13 protein-coding genes are annotated in these 17,228 nt (G+C 61.1%); 7 read left to right on the top strand and 6 right to left on the bottom strand.

The genetic code is table 11. The features are described from left to right. Nucleotides 1-29: 29 nt before the first annotated feature. The 3 genes from IPI01_06355 to IPI01_06345 are packed head-to-tail and all read right to left on the bottom strand — an operon-like array spanning nucleotide 30 to nucleotide 2,054. The gene (locus IPI01_06355; protein MBK7257416.1) at nucleotides 30-1,400 is read right to left on the bottom strand and encodes a TolC family protein; all 1,371 of its coding nucleotides are present in this window, start codon (nucleotides 1,398-1,400) and stop codon (nucleotides 30-32) included. 4 nt (nucleotides 1,401-1,404) lie between these two features. Beyond that, nucleotides 1,405-1,662 (bottom strand): hypothetical protein, encoded by a 258-nt coding sequence (locus IPI01_06350; GenBank protein ID MBK7257415.1) that lies wholly within the window; start codon nucleotides 1,660-1,662, stop codon nucleotides 1,405-1,407. Beyond that, nucleotides 1,659-2,054 carry a helix-turn-helix transcriptional regulator gene (locus tag IPI01_06345; protein ID MBK7257414.1) on the bottom strand — a complete coding sequence of 132 codons (396 nt, stop codon included), beginning with the start codon at nucleotides 2,052-2,054 and terminating at the stop codon, nucleotides 1,659-1,661. The genes IPI01_06350 and IPI01_06345 overlap by 4 nt, the downstream gene beginning before the upstream one ends. 201 nt (nucleotides 2,055-2,255) lie before the next feature. On the opposite strand from IPI01_06345, the gene IPI01_06340 reads away from it, so the two are divergent. Next, nucleotides 2,256-3,692 carry a hypothetical protein gene (locus IPI01_06340; protein MBK7257413.1) on the top strand — a complete coding sequence of 479 codons (1,437 nt, stop codon included), beginning with the start codon at nucleotides 2,256-2,258 and terminating at the stop codon, nucleotides 3,690-3,692. A 29-nt stretch (nucleotides 3,693-3,721) separates the two neighbouring features. Here the strand turns inward: IPI01_06340 and IPI01_06335 are convergent, their stop codons facing one another. Beyond that, entirely contained in the window at nucleotides 3,722-4,012 is a 291-nt protein-coding gene (locus tag IPI01_06335) for a helix-turn-helix domain-containing protein (GenBank protein ID MBK7257412.1), read from the bottom strand. 635 nt (nucleotides 4,013-4,647) lie between these two features. Here IPI01_06335 and IPI01_06330 point away from each other — a divergent pair. The 6 genes from IPI01_06330 (at nucleotide 4,648) to IPI01_06305 (ending at nucleotide 11,855) form a co-directional block, all read left to right on the top strand. Continuing rightward, complete coding sequence (locus tag IPI01_06330) at nucleotides 4,648-5,211, top strand: LemA family protein (protein MBK7257411.1); 564 nt, start codon at nucleotides 4,648-4,650, stop codon at nucleotides 5,209-5,211. A 10-nt stretch (nucleotides 5,212-5,221) separates the two neighbouring features. Then, entirely contained in the window at nucleotides 5,222-6,217 is a 996-nt protein-coding gene (locus tag IPI01_06325; GenBank protein ID MBK7257410.1) for a M48 family metallopeptidase, read from the top strand. 125 nt (nucleotides 6,218-6,342) lie between these two features. Then, complete coding sequence (locus IPI01_06320) at nucleotides 6,343-7,020, top strand: DUF4395 domain-containing protein (GenBank protein MBK7257409.1); 678 nt, start codon at nucleotides 6,343-6,345, stop codon at nucleotides 7,018-7,020. Nucleotides 7,021-7,224: 204 nt separating this feature from the next. After that, nucleotides 7,225-9,666, top strand: coding sequence for a carbohydrate binding family 9 domain-containing protein (locus IPI01_06315; protein MBK7257408.1), 2,442 nt, complete (start codon nucleotides 7,225-7,227; stop codon nucleotides 9,664-9,666). Nucleotides 9,667-9,730: 64 nt separating this feature from the next. Further along, complete coding sequence (locus IPI01_06310) at nucleotides 9,731-11,287, top strand: serine hydrolase (GenBank protein MBK7257407.1); 1,557 nt, start codon at nucleotides 9,731-9,733, stop codon at nucleotides 11,285-11,287. A 7-nt stretch (nucleotides 11,288-11,294) separates the two neighbouring features. After that, complete coding sequence (locus tag IPI01_06305) at nucleotides 11,295-11,855, top strand: nitroreductase family protein (GenBank protein MBK7257406.1); 561 nt, start codon at nucleotides 11,295-11,297, stop codon at nucleotides 11,853-11,855. Nucleotides 11,856-11,950: 95 nt separating this feature from the next. On the opposite strand, the gene IPI01_06300 is transcribed toward IPI01_06305, so the two are convergent. Further along, nucleotides 11,951-13,552 carry a T9SS type A sorting domain-containing protein gene (locus IPI01_06300; GenBank protein MBK7257405.1) on the bottom strand — a complete coding sequence of 534 codons (1,602 nt, stop codon included), beginning with the start codon at nucleotides 13,550-13,552 and terminating at the stop codon, nucleotides 11,951-11,953. Nucleotides 13,553-13,616: 64 nt separating this feature from the next. Then, entirely contained in the window at nucleotides 13,617-16,841 is a 3,225-nt protein-coding gene (locus IPI01_06295) for a PAS domain S-box protein (protein MBK7257404.1), read from the bottom strand. Between the last annotated feature and the right edge of the window lie 387 nt (nucleotides 16,842-17,228).

Raw genomic sequence — 17,228 nt, 5'->3', positions numbered from 1 at the left:
TCATTCGCGTGTGGATCATGCGCAGCGTGTCAACGCTGGCGCCCGACAGCATTCTCCCATTCGGCCCGTGCGACGAGGTAGTCGTAGATGCCCTGGGCATAATTCGTTTGTGTGCGCGTCATGGCTACCTGCGTGTCCATGAGCTCCAATTGCGTCCCCACGCCGCTGGTGAAGCGGGTCTGGGCGATGTGCACTGCTTTCTGGGCCTGACCGAGAGACTTGACCTGCCCGTCGATCCGTTTGCGGGCCTCGGCCATGCGCAGTTCGAGGGACTGGATCTGGAGACGGAGTCCCTCTTCGGCCTTCTGGCGCAGGGTGACGATCTTCTGATGATCAACGATCGCCTGTTCGGTCCGCGAGCTGGTCCGGAACCCATCGAAGATCGGGATGGAGAGCTTGAGTCCGACATTGAATGAGTTCGCCCAGAGATAGTCTTTGAAGATGAAGGAGTTGTCCTGCGATTGCCACATATATGCCCCGGTCAGGTCGAGCGTGGGGTAGTGCCCCGCACGCTCCACGCTGATGTTCTTCTGCAGCAGCGACTCCTGAAGAGCGAGCTGTGCGATGCTGGCGTTGGTGGCGACGGCCTCGCGCCGGCGGGACTCGAGCACGTCGGGCTGAATGTCCTGATAGGCCAGCTCTCCCTGCACATCGATATCCTGATCGAGAGGGAGAGCCAGGACGTTCTTCAGGTTGTTCTTGGCGAGCAGCAGGCCATTCTCCGCGGCGATGGAGAGGGGCTCGGTATTCGCTACCTGCACTTCGGCACGCAGCAGATCGAATTCTGCCGCGGTCCCTTTGTTGTACTGCGCGCGCAGGTTCTCGAGGTTCGCCCTGACGACATCCAATCCTTCGCGATTGGCACGGACGAGCTCGCGGGCGAGGAGGACGGTGTAGAATGCCTTCTTCGTCTGCAGCGCGACATTCTCTTCGGTGACCTGATAGCCGCGGTCAGCGTACTCGGCGTACGTGGTCGCGATGTCCAGGGCCGTGCCGACCCGGAAATTGAACAACGGCTGGTTGAGTGTGGCCGACGCCGCGTAGGCATTGGCCGAACCGAACTCGATCGTCATCGTCTTGTCGGTCGGGTTGATGAGGCTGTTGGGCGGCACGAACATCACGGCGTTCTTGATGTTCCTGGTGTAGACACCCGACACATTCAGTTGGGGGAATGCCCCGGACCGCGCTTCGGTGATCTGGGCGTCCGCCTTGAGGCGGTCCTGGTCGGCCACCTGGATGTCGCGGTTCTGCTTCGCCGCGATCTCGAGCGCCCTGTCGAGGGTCAGGACCATAGGCGAAGTGCCGGTCTGCGCGTGCGCGCCGGTGGCGCTCACGATCATAAGAAGAAGAACGACACTTCTGGCGATCGCGCCGGCAAGCGTCGGTGAGTGAGCATGCATGAGATTATCCTTTGCTGTGTCGAACGGTGATGCCATCAAGGAGTACGGAAACAATGAGACTGGCCTGGCGGTCGACTTCGTCAGGGCCGAGTTCGCCGTGCAGGAAGATGCGTTTGCTGGCGAACCCCCGGATCATATCATCCAGCATCGTGATGAAGTCCGCCGGGTCGCCCTGCCGTATGGTGCCGGCTTCCATTTCTTTCTGGATCAGAGCGCCGACGATGTCGGTCGCGGTCCGCGAGCGGCGAACGATCTCTTTCAAACGCGAAGTGTCGGACTTTCGGCCACCGTGGAGTTCGAGGAAGATCGCGTGGAGAAGCTCCCCGTTGTCGCGGATGTAGAGCATGCTTGCCCGGGCATACGCCGTGAGTCTTGTGCGGAGGTCGCCGGGCCCGGCCGAACACTCACGCGCCGTGGCGATCGAATTTCGATCGCCTGATCGATGATGGCGTGGAAGATATCCTCTTTGCTGGCGAAGTAATTATAGAGGGTCCCCTTACCGAACTCGGCCTTCTGGGCGATCTCGTCGAGGGTGGTGTCCCTGAACCCCTTCGTTGCGATGAGCTCGCGGGCGGCCTTCAGGATATCCTGTTGGCGCGCGCGCTTTTCGCGTTCTTTTCTGGAGAGGGTTTCCTGTGTCGGGTGTTCGCTCATATGACCATTAAGTTGTTCTGATGACCAATAGTTCCATGGAATGACTAATCAGTCATAATATAAACTATCAGGTCGACTGTGTCAAGGAGATTCTTCTCTTACTTTGTCGCCGGGATACTCATCCAGCAAAATTTGACTTTCTGCTCACTCCCGCCTATCTTGGCGCAACTCCGCACCTTCTACTCTCCCATGGGGACATCGGTGAGCCTGGAAAAGATCCTCGTCTACGTCTTCACCCTGGTGTTTTGCGCCGTCGGCCTGGGCATCGGGTACGCTTCCCTTGTCCAATTCGAAGATGAGGACACCTCCCAGGCCTGGATCTTGCTGCTCGCAGGTCTGGTCTTTTTCGGATTCGGGATCGGTGTCTTCCTCATTGCTTCCGCGAGTTTTCGGGCGAAAGAGCGGACCGATGCACTTCGTGCGGCGCATCCGCGTGAACCATGGATGTGGAGAGAGGACTGGGCTTCCGGGAAGGTTTCCAGCAATGCCAGTAGCATGGCCTGGTTCCTCTGGGGCTTCGCGATCCTCTGGAACCTCATCAGCGCCCCCCTGGCCGTGTTCCTCCCCGCTGAGATCAGTGAAGGGAACTACCCTGCACTGCTTGGCTTCCTCTTCCCACTGGTTGGCGTGGGGCTTCTGATCGCCGCCATTCGCAAGACGGTTCAAAGGGTGAAGTTCGGGGATTCGGAGTTCGTGCTCGACCGGATGCCGGGTGTGCTCGGCGGGGAAGTGGCGGGGACGATCGTCCTGCCACAGGGCGTGGCACATGCACAGGCATTCAACGTCCGACTCGCCTGTGTTCATGTCCGCCGTGTGAAGTCGGGTAAGAACACGTCGACCCATGAGACGGTGCTCTGGCAAACGGAGCAGGCCATCCAGCATGCCATGCCGTTCTCGCAGGGGATGCCGCAACGCATCACGGTGCGGTTCCGGACGCCGTACGATGCACAGCCGACCGATGAGCGTGATCCGAACAACAAGCATGTGTGGAAACTGACCGCCGGCGCGGATGTGCCAGGCGTCGATTTCGCCGCAGAGTTCGAAGTCCCCGTCTTCAAGACGGACAGCTCCTCCGCTCAGATCACGGAAGAGTCGCTTCGCTCCGAAGAGGTCGCTGCCCATCCGCCCCTGGCCACGTCACCGGACACAACCGGTATCACGGTGGTCCCGGGTGCAGCAGGAGGAACGGAGTTCATCATCAAGGCGAACGGCAACAGTGCAGGATCGTTCGGCGCTGCCATGGTGTTCCTGATCTTCATTGGGATCACGGGACTGATCATCTACTTCAGCGGCCCCGGCTTTTTCGCGCTCATCTTCGGTGCGATCGGCGTGGTCGTTGCCGGGCTGGGGGTCTTCGGCGTCTACGGCGAAAGCCGCATCGTCGTTGAGGACGGCCACGTCAGTGTCCGTAACATCCTGTTCGGCAAGATGTGGGGGAAACGTGTCCCGTGCGAGAGTGTCGAACGGATCGGTGTCAGGGGAGATGGGAAGCAGGGGAGGCATGGCAACTGTTCGGTGACGCTGACGCTCAAAGGAGGGAAGAGCCTGACGCCCATGCAGACCGTGTCCGAGTTGCGGACCGCCGAATGGCTTGCCGAGGAGGTGCGGAAGGCGATGGCCCCCTGGCGGGGCAACTGAGCGGAGAAGCCAGGCAGCGATTTCACGTTTCAGTACTGAACAGTCTCGAGCACGGCGTGGGGGTACCGTGCAGCCACGCACAAGAGCACCCGTGCAGCGCCTTCCGGCCTCCGCCTGCCCTGTTCCCAATTGCGCAACGTGGACGGGCTGATCCCGAGGAGGGATGCGAACTGCCGTTGGGTGAGCCCTAAATGTTGCCTGATCGCTGCCACGTCGGGATACTGGATCTGAAAAGCACGCGTTGGATCCTTTTTGCCCTTCAGGATCTTGCCGCCCTGCCTGATACTCTTCAGAAGCTCATCGTGGGTGCTGATTTTCATGGTAACTCCTGTGCGGCCACAGCCGCTAACACTTTCAGTTGACCCTTCGAAAGGTCGCTCCGTTCGTTCTTTCTGAAGGCAAAGACCATCAGAATGATCATCCTCCCAGGCCCCGGGGGGTGGGGGCCGGCCCCCCCCCCCCCCCCCCCCCCCCCCCCCCCCCCCCCCCCCCCCCCCCCCCCCCCCCCCCCCCCGGGGGGCCCCCCCCCGGCCCCCCCGGGGCCCCGGGGGCGGGGGCCCGGCCCGGCCCCCGCGCGCGGGGGGCCCCCCGAGCCCCCGGGGGGAAACCGGTGTCTCGACGACCGGGAATATACGCCAATGGCGCACTCATGTCAAGCCCCGGGATCCGGAAACCTCGATCGGTTCTCATGCTCTCGCCTCATGGGGAAGTGCTGGCGAGGGAGTACGGTTGACGACAAGCCGATCTCCCCTGCTCTATTGTGGCCGTTTCTACTCATACCCTGATCTTGCATATTTTCTGACAACCCTCATGATTTGACATTGAAGAAGCGGTATTGAATATTGTAGGTAACATTTACCCCCGTCACTCGTATGCTCGTGTGATTGACCCGCGCTGCATGACAGTGGCGATTCTGGGCCGGATCGGGCCCTTTTCCACATCTTTGGAGTCTTCCATGATCCTTCTTGTGCTACTCGGTGCTGTGGTGTTGATCATCGTCTGGGTGATCTCGAAATACAACAGCCTCGTCACGCTACGGGCGCAGGTCGAGAACGGCTGGAAGCAGATCGACGTGCAGCTCAAGCGCCGGCATGACCTCATTCCCAACCTGGTCAACACGGTGAAGGGGTTCATGAAGTTCGAGCAGGACACGCTGGAGAAGGTCATTCAGGCACGCAATGCGGCCACGACGGCAACAGGAGTCGCCGATGCGGCAGCAAAGGAAAGCGCGCTCACCGGTGCCCTGGGAAAACTGTTCGCACTGGCCGAGGCGTATCCGACGCTGAAGTCGAACGAGAACGTGATGCAGCTCCAGGAAGAACTCTCCAGCACGGAGAACAAGATCGGCTTCGCACGTCAGTTCTACAACGACATCGCTACGAAGTACAACATCACCACGCAGGTGTTCCCGGTGAACATCATTGCGAACATGTTCGGGTTCAAGCCGGCGGAGCTCTTCCAGGTGACCGACGCTGCGGAGCGTGCGGTGCCGAACGTCGACCTTTCGCTGAACAAGTAGCGAACGGCCGATGGCTTCCTTGCCAAAGAACATCTACGAGCAGCAGGCACAGAACAGGCGTTTGACCGTCGTGGTCCTTGGCGGGTTCATTCTCTTTGTGGGACTCCTGGGACTCGGCCTGGACATGTTCGTGCTCGGGTACTCGCCCGGGGCCGATGAAGGCATGGGCCTCTTTTCGCTTCCGGTCGCGACGATCGCCGCCGTCGGATTGGGCGGCATCGGTGCAGCGCGGAGCGCTGCCGGTGGCGACACCGCAGTTCTCGCATCCTCCACCGCCGTTCCGGTGGACGAGAACGATCCGAAGTACCGCCAGCTCGTGAACGTCGTGGATGAGATGGCGATCGCGTCGGGCCTCACGCGGCCGAAGATCTATATCATCCCCGATCCGGATCCCAACGCCTTCGCCACCGGGCTGAAGCCGGAGCGTGCGGCGATCGCCGTCACGGAAGGCCTCGTCGAGCGCTTGAACCGTGAGGAACTGCAGGCGGTGGTCGCGCATGAGATGGGGCACATCCGGAATCTCGACATCCGCCTCATGACGGTCGTTGCGGCGCTCATCGGGACGGTCCTGCTGCTGAGCGAGTTCGGTACACGCATGATGCGCTTTGGCGGCGTGAGGAGCGGAGGGAAGAAGAGCGGGAAGGACTCCGGTGGTGGACTCGGGATACTGATGGTCGTGTGGATCGTGGCGCTCATCCTTGCCCCGATCATATCGCAGCTCCTGGCGATGGCGGTCTCGCGTCAGCGCGAATACCTTGCCGATGCCTCCGCGGCGGAGCTTACCCGCAACCCGCTCGCCCTTGCGTCGGCGCTGGAGAAGATCGATAAGGCGGTTGAACCTACGCGTGCGATCAAGAAAGGGACGGCGCATCTCTGCATCGCAGACCCGCTCGGCCGTCCGGCGAATGAACGGGAAGGCGTGGCGGCGGACCTCTTTGCTACGCATCCGCCCATCGCGAAGCGTGTCGCCCTGTTGCGGGGCATGGCGTATCAAAAGGTTGTATAGGGGCGGTGTTATTGCCTCCCGCCTGCGCGGCATCCGGTCATCGCCCCCCCCGGAGTGCGCGGTGCATGCACCGCCCCATGCAGTTGCAGTGTCCAAGGTAACTACATCCAACAACGGAGGTGCATGTGAGCAGTGGCTTCCAATTCGGTGAGCGGGTCGAAGGCTACACCATCCCGGTGGTGAATGAACGTGAAGTGCGTGCGGCGGCGGGGATCCTGTTCCTGGCGACGTTCCTCTCGCTGATGTTCATCATGTTCGATCTGCAGTTCCTGCCGATCAAGTACGTCATCACGCTGTTCCTGACAGATTTTCTGATCCGTGTCTTCATCAACCCGAAGTTTGCGCCCACACTCATCCTCGGCCGGCTGATCGTCCGCAACCAGGTCCCCGAGTATGTCGGTGCACAGCAGAAGAAATTCGCGTGGGCGATCGGCGTCATCCTCGCGGCAACGATGTTCGTGCTCATGGTGCTCATGAACACGTACAGCATCATTTCCGGCCTCATCTGCCTGGTCTGTCTGATCTTCCTGTTCTTCGAATCCGCCTTCGGCATCTGCCTCGGTTGCATGGTCTATCCCTGGATCTACAAGGAGAAAGCGCAGTACTGCCCCGGTGAGGTGTGCGATGTGAAGGCGAAGCAGGACATTCAGAAGACCTCGTGGAAACAGGCGCTGGTCCTGGCCGGGTTCATCGCGTATGCCGTTGGAGTTGTCTACGTTGTGAATGACAATTTCGGTTCCATGCCGCACGACCTGTTCGGCGCCAAAGCCGCGGAATTGCACAGTCCAACGACTCCGCAGTGACCCTGTCACGGTGTGGGGGGCTGCCTGCGGCACCCCCACACATTTTGCTGGCCGGGAGACTCTCTGCCGGATTGCCGCTTCTCTTCCCTTGAACACCATACCCTCCCGATGTATATTGTCCACGGCCCCTCCTGGCGTTCTGCCCGCGTGACCAGGATGCGGCGCGCTCTGAGATCCTTCGCACGACACATATCGGATTCCTGCATGCCTGTGGTCCGCTTTTCCCTTCTGCCCTCTGTCGTCCTTGTCCTCCTGGGTGCCTCAAGCTCTCTCATGCTGGCGCAGGACGTCCCCGTCGTCCGCGCTGTCCGTGTGAAGACGGCACCGCGGATGGACGGTGTTCTGAACGATGCCGTGTGGCAGCTGGCACGTCCGGCGACGGGTTTCCTTCAGCGCGATCCACTCGATGGGGCGCCGGCGTCGGCCGCATCCGAGGTCCGCGTGCTTTACGACGATGATGCGCTGTATTTCGGTTGCCGGTATCACGATCCCGAACCCGCGAAGATCACCTCACGGCTTGCGCGCCGCGATGATGAAGAGGATACCGACAGAGGTTCGGTGCGCATGGATACCTTCCATGATCACCAGAATGCCTACGAACTGACCTTCAATCCTGCCGGCGTGCGCGTGGATATCCTTCAATACCGCGATGGCCAGTACGAGGACAATTCGTGGGACCCCGTCTGGCAGGTGGAGACCAGGATCGACTCGCTCGGATGGACCGCTGAGTTGCGCGTGCCCTTCAGTATCCTCCGGTATCCCGACGTCCCTGATGGGGTGGAGCAGACGTGGGGCATCAACTTCTTACGGTCGGTGTTCCGTACCCAGGAAGACTCGCGATGGTCATGGACCCCCAAGTCCGTGCAGGGGCTCGTCTCCCGGTTCGGACACCTGGAAGGCCTTGTCGATCTTCCCAGGCCCCGCCGCATCGAGATCATGCCTTTCGGACTCCTCCGGCAGGAATGGCGGCCGGCGAATGGTGCCGCAGCCGGTTCCACGTTGCGGGGCAACGGCGGTCTTGATCTGAAGGTCGGGCTCTCGAACAACTTTGTGCTGGATGCGACGATCAATCCGGACTTCGGACAGGTGGAAGCCGATCCGGCAGTGCTCAATCTCTCCACGTTCGAGTCGTTCTATCCGGAACGCCGTCCGTTCTTCATTGAAGGCATGCAGATCTTCCGGTTCTCCACATTCGGCGGCGATGGCGCCGGCCCCGGATTGTTCTACTCGCGGCGCATAGGTCGCGCGCTGGGCGATGATCGAGTGCCGCTGGAGAGCGGAGAACGCCTGGTGCGGGCTCCGCAGGCATCCACGATCATCGGTGCAGTGAAGGTCGCAGGCAAGACCTCCGGCGGCCTGTCCGTCGGGGTCCTGCAGGCCGTCACCGACCGGGAGTTCGCGGTCGTGGAAAGGGGCGGACAAGAATTCGAGCGTCAGGTGGAAAATGAAGCGAGCTACTCACTGATCCGCCTGAGGCAGGATGTTCTTGATGGGTCATCCATTGGGGTGATCGCAACCGCGATGGCGCGGAGAACGCAACTGCCGTCATTCACCGGCGGACTTGATTGGCATCTGTTCGATGCCGACCGGAGCCATGGCCTCACGGGATTCCTGGCCGGGTCGCTTGTCGGGAACCATGAGGGGAACCGGTTGGGCGGGATCGCCGGGAACATAGAACTCTCGCGTACCGCGGCGGAACACTGGCTGTGGAGCATCAGTGCGGATATCACGACGAAGCAATATCAGATCAATGACATGGGCTTTTTCCGCCGGCCGAATGACTACGGTGCGTTCGGGACGTTGACCTATAAGGAAGAGAAGCCCGCAGCCGTCGTGCGCCGGTATTCGTTCAGAGGGATGCTCCACGAGCGTCGCAATTTTGACGGCGCCGGGATCAACCGCAGTGTACAACTCGAGAGCAGCGTGCTGCTCACCGGGTTCGAAGAATTCGGGTTCTCGGCAGGGTTGGATGCCGGCAGGTACGATGACCGGGAAACCCGCGGGAATGGCCTCTACGAGCGGCCGTTGTCCGGGTTTGCGGAGCTGTCGGCAAGTTCCGACTACCGCAAGGATGTCGTGGTCTCCGCCGAGTTGCGGCACTCGTGGGACCGCCACGGGAAGCGCGGCTATGCATTCGAAACGGAACTGGAATTCCGGCCGGCATCGTGGACCTCCTGGGAGATCAGCGGGGAAGGGGACATCATCAATGACCAGGAAGCGTGGATGACGAACGAGGATCTCGGGCAGGGATCGCGCAGCATCTTTGCCGACCGGGACACGCGGGCGATCAGTGCCACGGTGCGTGGGTCCGTTACCTTCCACCGCGATATGACGCTGCAGTTGTACGCACAGATGTTCACAGCGAAAGGCCGGTACCGGAATCCCCGCGTGTTGCAGACCGCTTCGATCTTTGGCCCGTTCATGGGAACCGTGGCGGGAGATTTCGCGGGGCAGGAATTCAACATGAACCTTGTCTTCCGGTGGGAGTATATGCCGGGGAGCACGCTGTACCTGGTCCTCTCGCAGGCGCGCCTTGCCGGATCGGACAACTACTATGCGTCGTGGGGCCGGGATGTGGCCGACCTGTTCGCGTCTCCGCCGTCGACGGTCCTTATTGGAAAGATGACGTTCTGGTGGAATATCTGATACTTCCGTACATTCATTCCATAGACTCTTGAGTCCTTCGACCCATCTTACCTGGAGCAATGCAATGACCCTCCGTCGCGTCGTCTATGCCATCGCACTGAGTATTGGTGTCAACGCCGGTGCATCCTCACAGCAAACGCCGGATATCGATGCCTACGTTGAGGCCGTCCGGAGCACTTTCGATGTCCCCGGCATCTCCCTGGCGATCGTGAAGGACGGCAAGGTCGTCCTCGCGAAGGGATACGGCATCAAGACCGTCGGGAAACCCGAGAAGGTCGATGCCCATACGCTGTTCGGGATCGCGTCCAATACGAAACTCTTCACCGCAACGGCACTCGCCCTCCTGGTGGAAGAGGGGAAGATCGAATGGGATGCCCCGGTCGTCCGCTACCTGCCCTGGTTCCAGCTTTCCGATCCGTATGTCACACGCGAGCTGACGGTCCGCGACCTGCTCGTTCATCGCAGTGGACTCGGCCTCGGGGCCGGCGACCTGCTCTGGTGGCCGCCATCGACGTACACGCGGAATGAGATCGCACGCCGCCTGCGCTTCATCCCGCTCAGCACGAGCTTCCGCAGCGCCTATGCCTACGACAACGTGCTGTACCTTGTGGCCGGGGAACTGATCCAGGCCGTGAGCGGGCTTACATGGGAAGACTTCGTGACGTCCCGCATCCTCAAGCCGGTCGGGATGCTGGAGAGCACGGTGCGCCATGGCGATCCCGGGCAGGCAAAGAACATCGCCACGCCACATGCACCTATCAACGGTACGGTTCAACCGGTGAAGTCCTTCGACAGCGACAACACGAATCCCGCCGGTGGCATCAATGCCAATGCGGTGGATATGGCGAAGTGGCTGATCACCCAAATGGATTCCGGGCGCGTCGCCGGCGGATCGCCTCTCTTCTCGCCGCGCACCACCAGACAACTCTGGGGTATCGTCACGCCCCTGGGCATCGGCGAACCAGCACCGGAACTCGCCGCTCTCAAGCCTGAATTCAACGGGTATGCGCTCGGGATCCAGGTCCGCGATCTTCGCGGGGTGAAGTTGCTCACGCATACCGGTGGCCTCCCGGGGTATGTCTCGCGCGTGACGATGGTCCCGAAACTGAAACTCGGGATCGCGGTGCTCACGAACCAGGAATCAGGTGCTGCATTCGAATCGCTTACGTACCTCATCCTTGACCACTTCCTCAAGCAGCCATACACGGATTGGCCCGCAGCGTACAAACGTGTCAACGCGCGGCGGGATTCGATCCAGGCTGCGGCCGACCGGAAGCGTATGGTCAGGGCGGACAGCGCCGCCATCCCGCCGCTTCCGCTCGAGCGGTATGTTGGCACATACACCGACCCCTGGTACGGTGAGATGGCGATCTCCCTCCAGGCGGGGAAGCTGCAGATCAGCATGAAGCACACACCAGCGCTCCAGGGAGCGTTGGAATACTGGCAGTATGGCAGTTTCATCGCCCGCTGGTCGGATCCGGAACTCCGCGCCGATGCGTTCGTGATGTTCACGCTTGCGCCCGATGGAACGATCGAGCGCGTGAAGATGAAGCCGGTGTCGGGCGAGACGGACTTCAGTTTCGATTTCCAGGATCTCGCGTTCACACCGGCAAAGAAGTGAGGCTGCGATGGATTTCGTGCAACTCCTCAAGGAGCGTCAGAGTGTCCGCAGTTATGCCGACCGGCCGGTAGAGAAGGGAGAACTGGACCTGCTGGTGGAGGCAGTGCGGCTTGCTCCTTCCGCAAGCAACGCGCAGCCCTGGAAGTTGATCATGGTGGACGAGCCGACGCTTCGCGGGGAGATCGCGCAGGCGACGTTCAGTCCGGCGATCTCCTTCAATCGATTCGTCCCGCAAGCGCCGGTCATTGCTGTGCTGACCATCGAGCGGACGCGGACCATCACCCAGATCGGCGGGTGGCTCAAGGACCGGGAGTATCAGTTGATCGACATCGGCATCGCCGCGGAGCATCTCTGTTTACAGGCCACCGAACTTGGCCTGGGCACCTGCATGATAGGGTGGTTCAACGAGAAGAAGGTCAAGAAGCTCCTCGGGATCCCGCGCGGCACCCGGATCGGACTGCTTGTGACGGTCGGCTATCCTTCCGACGGATATCCGGTCCGGCCGAAGGTCCGGAAGGAGTTGGGAGAGATGGTAGCGTATAACACATACAATCCGAATGCCCCGTAGCGCGCGGGGGTGTGCTACCCACCGCGCTTCTCCTTCAACACGCCACCCGGGCGGCTAAGGACCGATCCTGGCGCACCCGCGTGGCGTACCTGCTCTTACCTCATCAACACCAGCCTCTTTGTTTCCGTGAATGACCCCGCGTTCAGTCTGTAGTAGTACATTCCGGTCGGAAGCCCGGCCGCATCCAAGTGAAACGAATGCTCTCCCGGCTCCATGGCACGATCCAGAAGTGTTCGCACATGTTGGCCAAGTGCGTTGTAGACGACAAGTCTGACGAAGGATACCGTGGACACTCTGAACCGGATCATCGTTGCAGGGTTGAAAGGATTGGGGTAGTTTTGATCCAGACGGAAGCCGGGCCCCCCATTCTCAGGCCTGACCTCCGTGGCCGGATGATATTCGAAAGCACCGATGTCGGGCAGTCCGGCGAATGACCGTGTTTCTGCGCCACCCGGGGCGAGGGGCACATGTACGGGAGGATGATACCCCGGAGGGAAGAGGGGCAAGGGGAAGGGAAATGCCGGGGAGGTCGATGGAGCGGACGTGCCCGTATTGATCAGTGGACTCCCATTGGCCGGGGAGAAATCTCCTGCCGCGGGATTGCGGAATCCCGGATCGCTTCCCGCGATCGTGCCGGTCCACCCGGACGGGATCGTAGTAAGAACACTCTGAACCCAGTTGTTCTGTCCGGAGATCTGTTCCCCCGCGGTCCAACCGGCCTCCGCCGTGCGGACTATCGGTGCGGCCGCACCTGCGTTGCTGGAGAACACGTTGTTATGCATTTCTACCGATTCCAATCCATCAAACAGGCGGAACGCAGCACTCGTGCCGGTGATGACCGTGTTGTTCACGACTCTGTACCGTCCTTTACTCTCGCCGGTGCCATCCCCTCCGAATCGGGTCACAAAGAACGTCCCCGCGCTGCCCGTGGTGGTGACTCTCTTGCGCAGGACGTTACCCACGATATCCGAATCTTCGCGTTTCAGTCCGGCGGGAACGTTTCCGGCAGGGTCGGGACCGATGAGTTCGAGTTCATGATACACAGCGCCTTCGATCCAGTTGTAGTAGATCTCATTCCGCTCCGAACGGGATTTGATGTTGTTCCCGCCGGTTCCGTCATGCACATAGCAATGCTGCATGCGAAAGATGCTCCCCGGATGAGCGATCTCGTCAGTGGCCATGTAGACCTGGTGTGCTGATGTGCCCGCGCCGTTCGCGTAGAACTCGGAGTATTCGAGCAGGAGAGAACCCGAACCGTTGTCCGCACCCATCAGTCCGTTGTTACAATGATGAACAACGAGGTCCCGGAGCGTGAGATCGCCGGCCTGATGGTATACGCCACGGAATGTCGCATCGCGCACTTCAAAGCTCTCGAAGATGTAGTGGTCGGCGGCTGTGGATCCTGTGGTAAATGCAATGCCGTTCGTCCCGCCGGTGATGACCGGACGTCTTCCGTTGATTCTGACCCCCCGGATGAGGATGGGAGCAGTCGTCGTGCCCGGTTGCGAAAACACAACGCCTCCTGGATAGGTGGTGTCGCCGTCCACGAGAACCGTGTCCCCGCCCGCCAGCAGGCCCGCGACTGCCTGGAGCGACTGATAGGGGCGTGCTGGACCGACCCGGTAGGTGGTACCTCCGGGTGATGCCTGGGGCCATGCCAGGCATGCTAGAAGGATGCATTTCAGAACTGAGGTCATTGCGTGGATGCCTTTCTGAATGAAGATACGTCCGAAGGCACCGCAAGTCAACTTTGTTCGGTCTTCACGCAACTTCGACCTTCACCCATTTCTCGAGCATCCGCCTCATGCCATCGCGCGTGACGGGCTTTGCGAGGTAGTCGTCCATACCCGCCGTGATGCATCGATCACGATCCCCCTCAAGAGCGTTCGCGGTCATCGCGACGATCATGGTCCTGGTGCTGTTTCCTTCGCGCTTGCGGATCTCGGCAGTCGCTTCGAAACCATCCATCTCCGGCATCTGGCAATCCATGAAGACCACCGCATAGGTCCCCACGGCGATCGCACCGAGGGCTTCACGGCCATCGCCCGCAACATCAGGGACACAACCCAGGGTCTGCAACATCTTGACGGCGACCTTCTGATTCACGGGGTTGTCCTCGACCACGAGCACCCTGACTCCCTGGAAGGCCTTCTGCTCGGCGACGACAGTGGCTTCCCTTGCCGTTGGACAGGGGGTGGGGGTGCAGGCAGGCGACCGCCGGGCCTGGACCACCTCCAGCAATGTCGCATGCAGGTCGGCCTTCCGGACCGGCTTGGGGAGGCAAACGGCGCGGCTCTTCCCGATCACATCGATGCACAAACGTGAACCGTGGGGGACCAGGACCACGAGCGAGGTGGACGCCAGCGTACCATTGTGTTCGAGTTCGCGCTTCACCGTCGCAGGATCGAACCCGGTGATGTCGCTGTTGGCAAGCAGGATATCGTACGGGATCATCCGCTCGCGGGCTGCGCGGATCATCGCCCATGCATCATCAGCTGCATGAACCACGTCTCCGGCAATGCCCCAGGAGCGTAGCATGCTCTGAAGCGCCTCGCGGTTGCGAACGGCCTCGTCCGCGATGAGCACCCGGATACCCTGGAGGAGCGGGTCCGGAGGCGTTGCCGATCCTGCGCGCTTTCTGAAGATCACGGTGAACCAGAAGGTGCTGCCGCGGCCGGGCGCGCTCTCCACGCCGACGGTCCCTCCCATGAGCTCGACGAGCCGCCGGGAAATGGCGAGGCCAAGTCCTGTGCCTCCGAACTTCCGTGTGGTGGAGCCATCCGCCTGCGTGAACGGCTGGAACAACCGAGTACGGGTACCCTCGGGGATGCCGATCCCTGTATCTGCCACCTCGCATCGGATCGTGACGTCCGCGTGCGTCTCCCGCACCACGCCCATGCGAACGGAGATCTCGCCGGAGGGCGTGAACTTGATGGCATTGCCGATGAGGTTCATCAGAACCTGGCGGAAACGCCCGGGGTCACCACACACGGTGGTCGGGACGCTGTTGTCCACGAGTCCGGATAACTCGAGCGATTTCTCATGCGCACGGTGGGCGAAGAGCGAGAGGGTCTCGTCGAGCGTGGTCTGCAGGGCGAAATCGGTCTCCTCAAGGTCCACCCGTCCGGCCTCGATCTTCGAGAAATCCAGGATATCGTTGATGATGCCGAGGAGTACATCGGCGGAATACCTGATCGTGTCGGCAAGGTCGCGCTGCTCCCGTGTGAGGGACGTGTCCAGCAACAACTCCGCCATGCCGATGACGCCATTCATGGGCGTGCGTATCTCGTGGCTCATGGTAGCGAGGAATTCCGATTTCAGACGCGATGCCTTGAGCGCGTCCTCCCGCGCAGCGTCGAGTTCCATCGCCTGTTTCTCGAGTTGCCGGGCCTGCTGCTCTGCTTCGTTGCGAGCGGCCTGCAATTCCTCATTCGAGCGCGTCAGGTTCTCCTGTGTCGCTTTTCGCAGGGTGATGTCGCGGCCGATGCCCAGAACCCCTATCAGGCGGCGCTTGGCGTCGTGCATCGGTGTCTTGATGGTTTCAAGGAAGACCTGCTGGCCGCTTGTCGCGAGCGTGACGACCTCCTCGTTACGGCTCGGGCGGTTGGCTTCCATCGCAAGCCGGTCGTTCTCCCGGAAGAAATCGGCGAGGTCCTTCGGCACGAAGTCGTAGTCGGTCTTGCCGATGATCTGCTCCTGCGGCGCGCCGAAGAAATGTTCGAACATCGTGTTGCACAGCAGATAGACCCCGTCGCGGTCCTTCAGCCAGATGTAGTCCGGGAGGGAATCGACCAGCGTTCTGAGCATGGCCTCGCTCATGCTCAATGCGTGCTCGGCACGCTTGTGCTCGGTATTGAGGATCGCCATCGCGATCTGGTCGGCAAGCTGGCACGCGAATGCGGTCTCATCGGACTCCCAATGATGGGAGGTCCGGACATGTTCGAAACAGAGTTTGCCGAGGGTCACGCCGCCATGCCGGATGACCGCGTCGAGCATGGAAGTGATGCTGTGCGGTTTGAGGTATCCTTCAACATATCCCGCGGTCCGGGGGTCGGAGAGGGCATCATGCGCGTCCACGTACTGCACATCCTTCAGCGCCGCGAACTCGTTGCGGAACTCTGCTTCGCTCAGGGTGTCACCGGACGTGTGCGTTCTGGTCGAGGCGTCGTACGTATCCATGTTCACGAGCCGCGTGCCGCCGTCCTCGAAGAGCCAGATCCCCACCCGCTCGACCGTGATCGCTGCGGCGGCGGACTCCGTGAGGGTGGAAGCGAGTGATGAGAGATCGCCGGCGAGATGCGCTGAGCCGGTTGCCATGCGGGCCACGACTTCAGCTTCACGCTGCCGGCGTTCCACTGCCCGGCGGGCCTCCTCCTGCGACGTCTTCCGTGCGGTGATGTCCTCGTGGGCCCCGGCCATGAGCAAAGGCTGTCCGGAGGGCGACCGACGCATCACCCTCCCGCGGTCATGGACCCAGATCCAGTTGCCGTCCTTGTGTCGCATGCGGACCTCGCAGTCGTAGTGCGTGGTCTCACCTGCAAAATGCCTGCGGAGTGCTTCTCCGGAACGTGCAAGATCCTCAGGGTGTGTCAGCGCCTCCCAGGTCTTGATGGTGATCGGTTCGAGTTCCTCCAGCGAATATCCCACGATCGCTGCCCACCGGTCATCGAACCGCGTTACACCTGTTGCCACATCCCATTCCCAGGTGCCCACATGAAGGCTGCGGAGGATATCGGAAAGTCTGCGCTGCTCGATCCGGATGAGAATGACGATGAGCCCGGCAACGGCACCCATCGCAACGGATGTCAGGACGAGCACCCCGACCGTCCAGTGCTCATAGTGGATCTGGTAGATCCCGATCAGGGTAAGGACGAGCAGAGGAGAGACGCCGCACACCAATCCGATCCCCGCAAGGACCCGGAGTCGCCGGCCGATTCCGCTCTCCGTCGAAAGGACTTCTCCCCAGAGGTTTCCAGCGTGTCCCATCCCCGGTGCCACTCCAATGTGCCTGACTTTAGAGAATTCCCCGGCCCTCGTCCATCGCGCTCCTCATTTATAGTCGGTCAAATGCTGTGCCACGGAGAGGTTCCGATCCTTCAGCCGGCCCGGCATAATCCGCTGAATTCTTTCAGAATCGGCAAGAGTCGTGGGCCTGATCGTGTGCATTCACTCCCCGTGCTTTGCCCGGCACCTGATCGTGCCCACTTCTGGCCACCTGGATGCAATCATCACTCCGCCCTGGATCGAAGGAGTATCGGTGGCTTGAAGCCTGCGCCCGCGTCTGCGACGATTGCATTCCCGTAAGAAAACGCTATATTTCCTACCATCCCGGTTGTCGTCGGGATCCACCGAGTAGTCCTCCGCCATGATCCA

The sequence above is a fragment of the Ignavibacteriota bacterium genome (assembly GCA_016707525.1).
Taxonomy (GTDB): Bacteria; Bacteroidota; Ignavibacteria; order UBA10030; family UBA6906; genus JAGDMK01.
The sequence above is the reverse complement of the archived record's forward strand: the minus strand, read 5'-3'. Positions and strand labels throughout refer to the sequence as shown.

Coding starts and splice junctions, on each gene's coding strand:
- IPI01_06355 (MBK7257416.1), bottom strand. CDS start 1,400: ATGCATGCTCACTCACCGACGCTTGCCGGCGCGATCGCCAGAAGTGTC.
- IPI01_06345 (MBK7257414.1), bottom strand. CDS start 2,054: ATGAGCGAACACCCGACACAGGAAACCCTCTCCAGAAAAGAACGCGAA.
- IPI01_06335 (MBK7257412.1), bottom strand. CDS start 4,012: ATGAAAATCAGCACCCACGATGAGCTTCTGAAGAGTATCAGGCAGGGC.
- IPI01_06330 (MBK7257411.1), top strand. CDS start 4,648: ATGATCCTTCTTGTGCTACTCGGTGCTGTGGTGTTGATCATCGTCTGG.
- IPI01_06325 (MBK7257410.1), top strand. CDS start 5,222: ATGGCTTCCTTGCCAAAGAACATCTACGAGCAGCAGGCACAGAACAGG.
- IPI01_06315 (MBK7257408.1), top strand. CDS start 7,225: ATGCCTGTGGTCCGCTTTTCCCTTCTGCCCTCTGTCGTCCTTGTCCTC.
- IPI01_06310 (MBK7257407.1), top strand. CDS start 9,731: ATGACCCTCCGTCGCGTCGTCTATGCCATCGCACTGAGTATTGGTGTC.
- IPI01_06305 (MBK7257406.1), top strand. CDS start 11,295: ATGGATTTCGTGCAACTCCTCAAGGAGCGTCAGAGTGTCCGCAGTTAT.
- IPI01_06300 (MBK7257405.1), bottom strand. CDS start 13,552: ATGACCTCAGTTCTGAAATGCATCCTTCTAGCATGCCTGGCATGGCCC.
- IPI01_06295 (MBK7257404.1), bottom strand. CDS start 16,841: ATGGGACACGCTGGAAACCTCTGGGGAGAAGTCCTTTCGACGGAGAGC.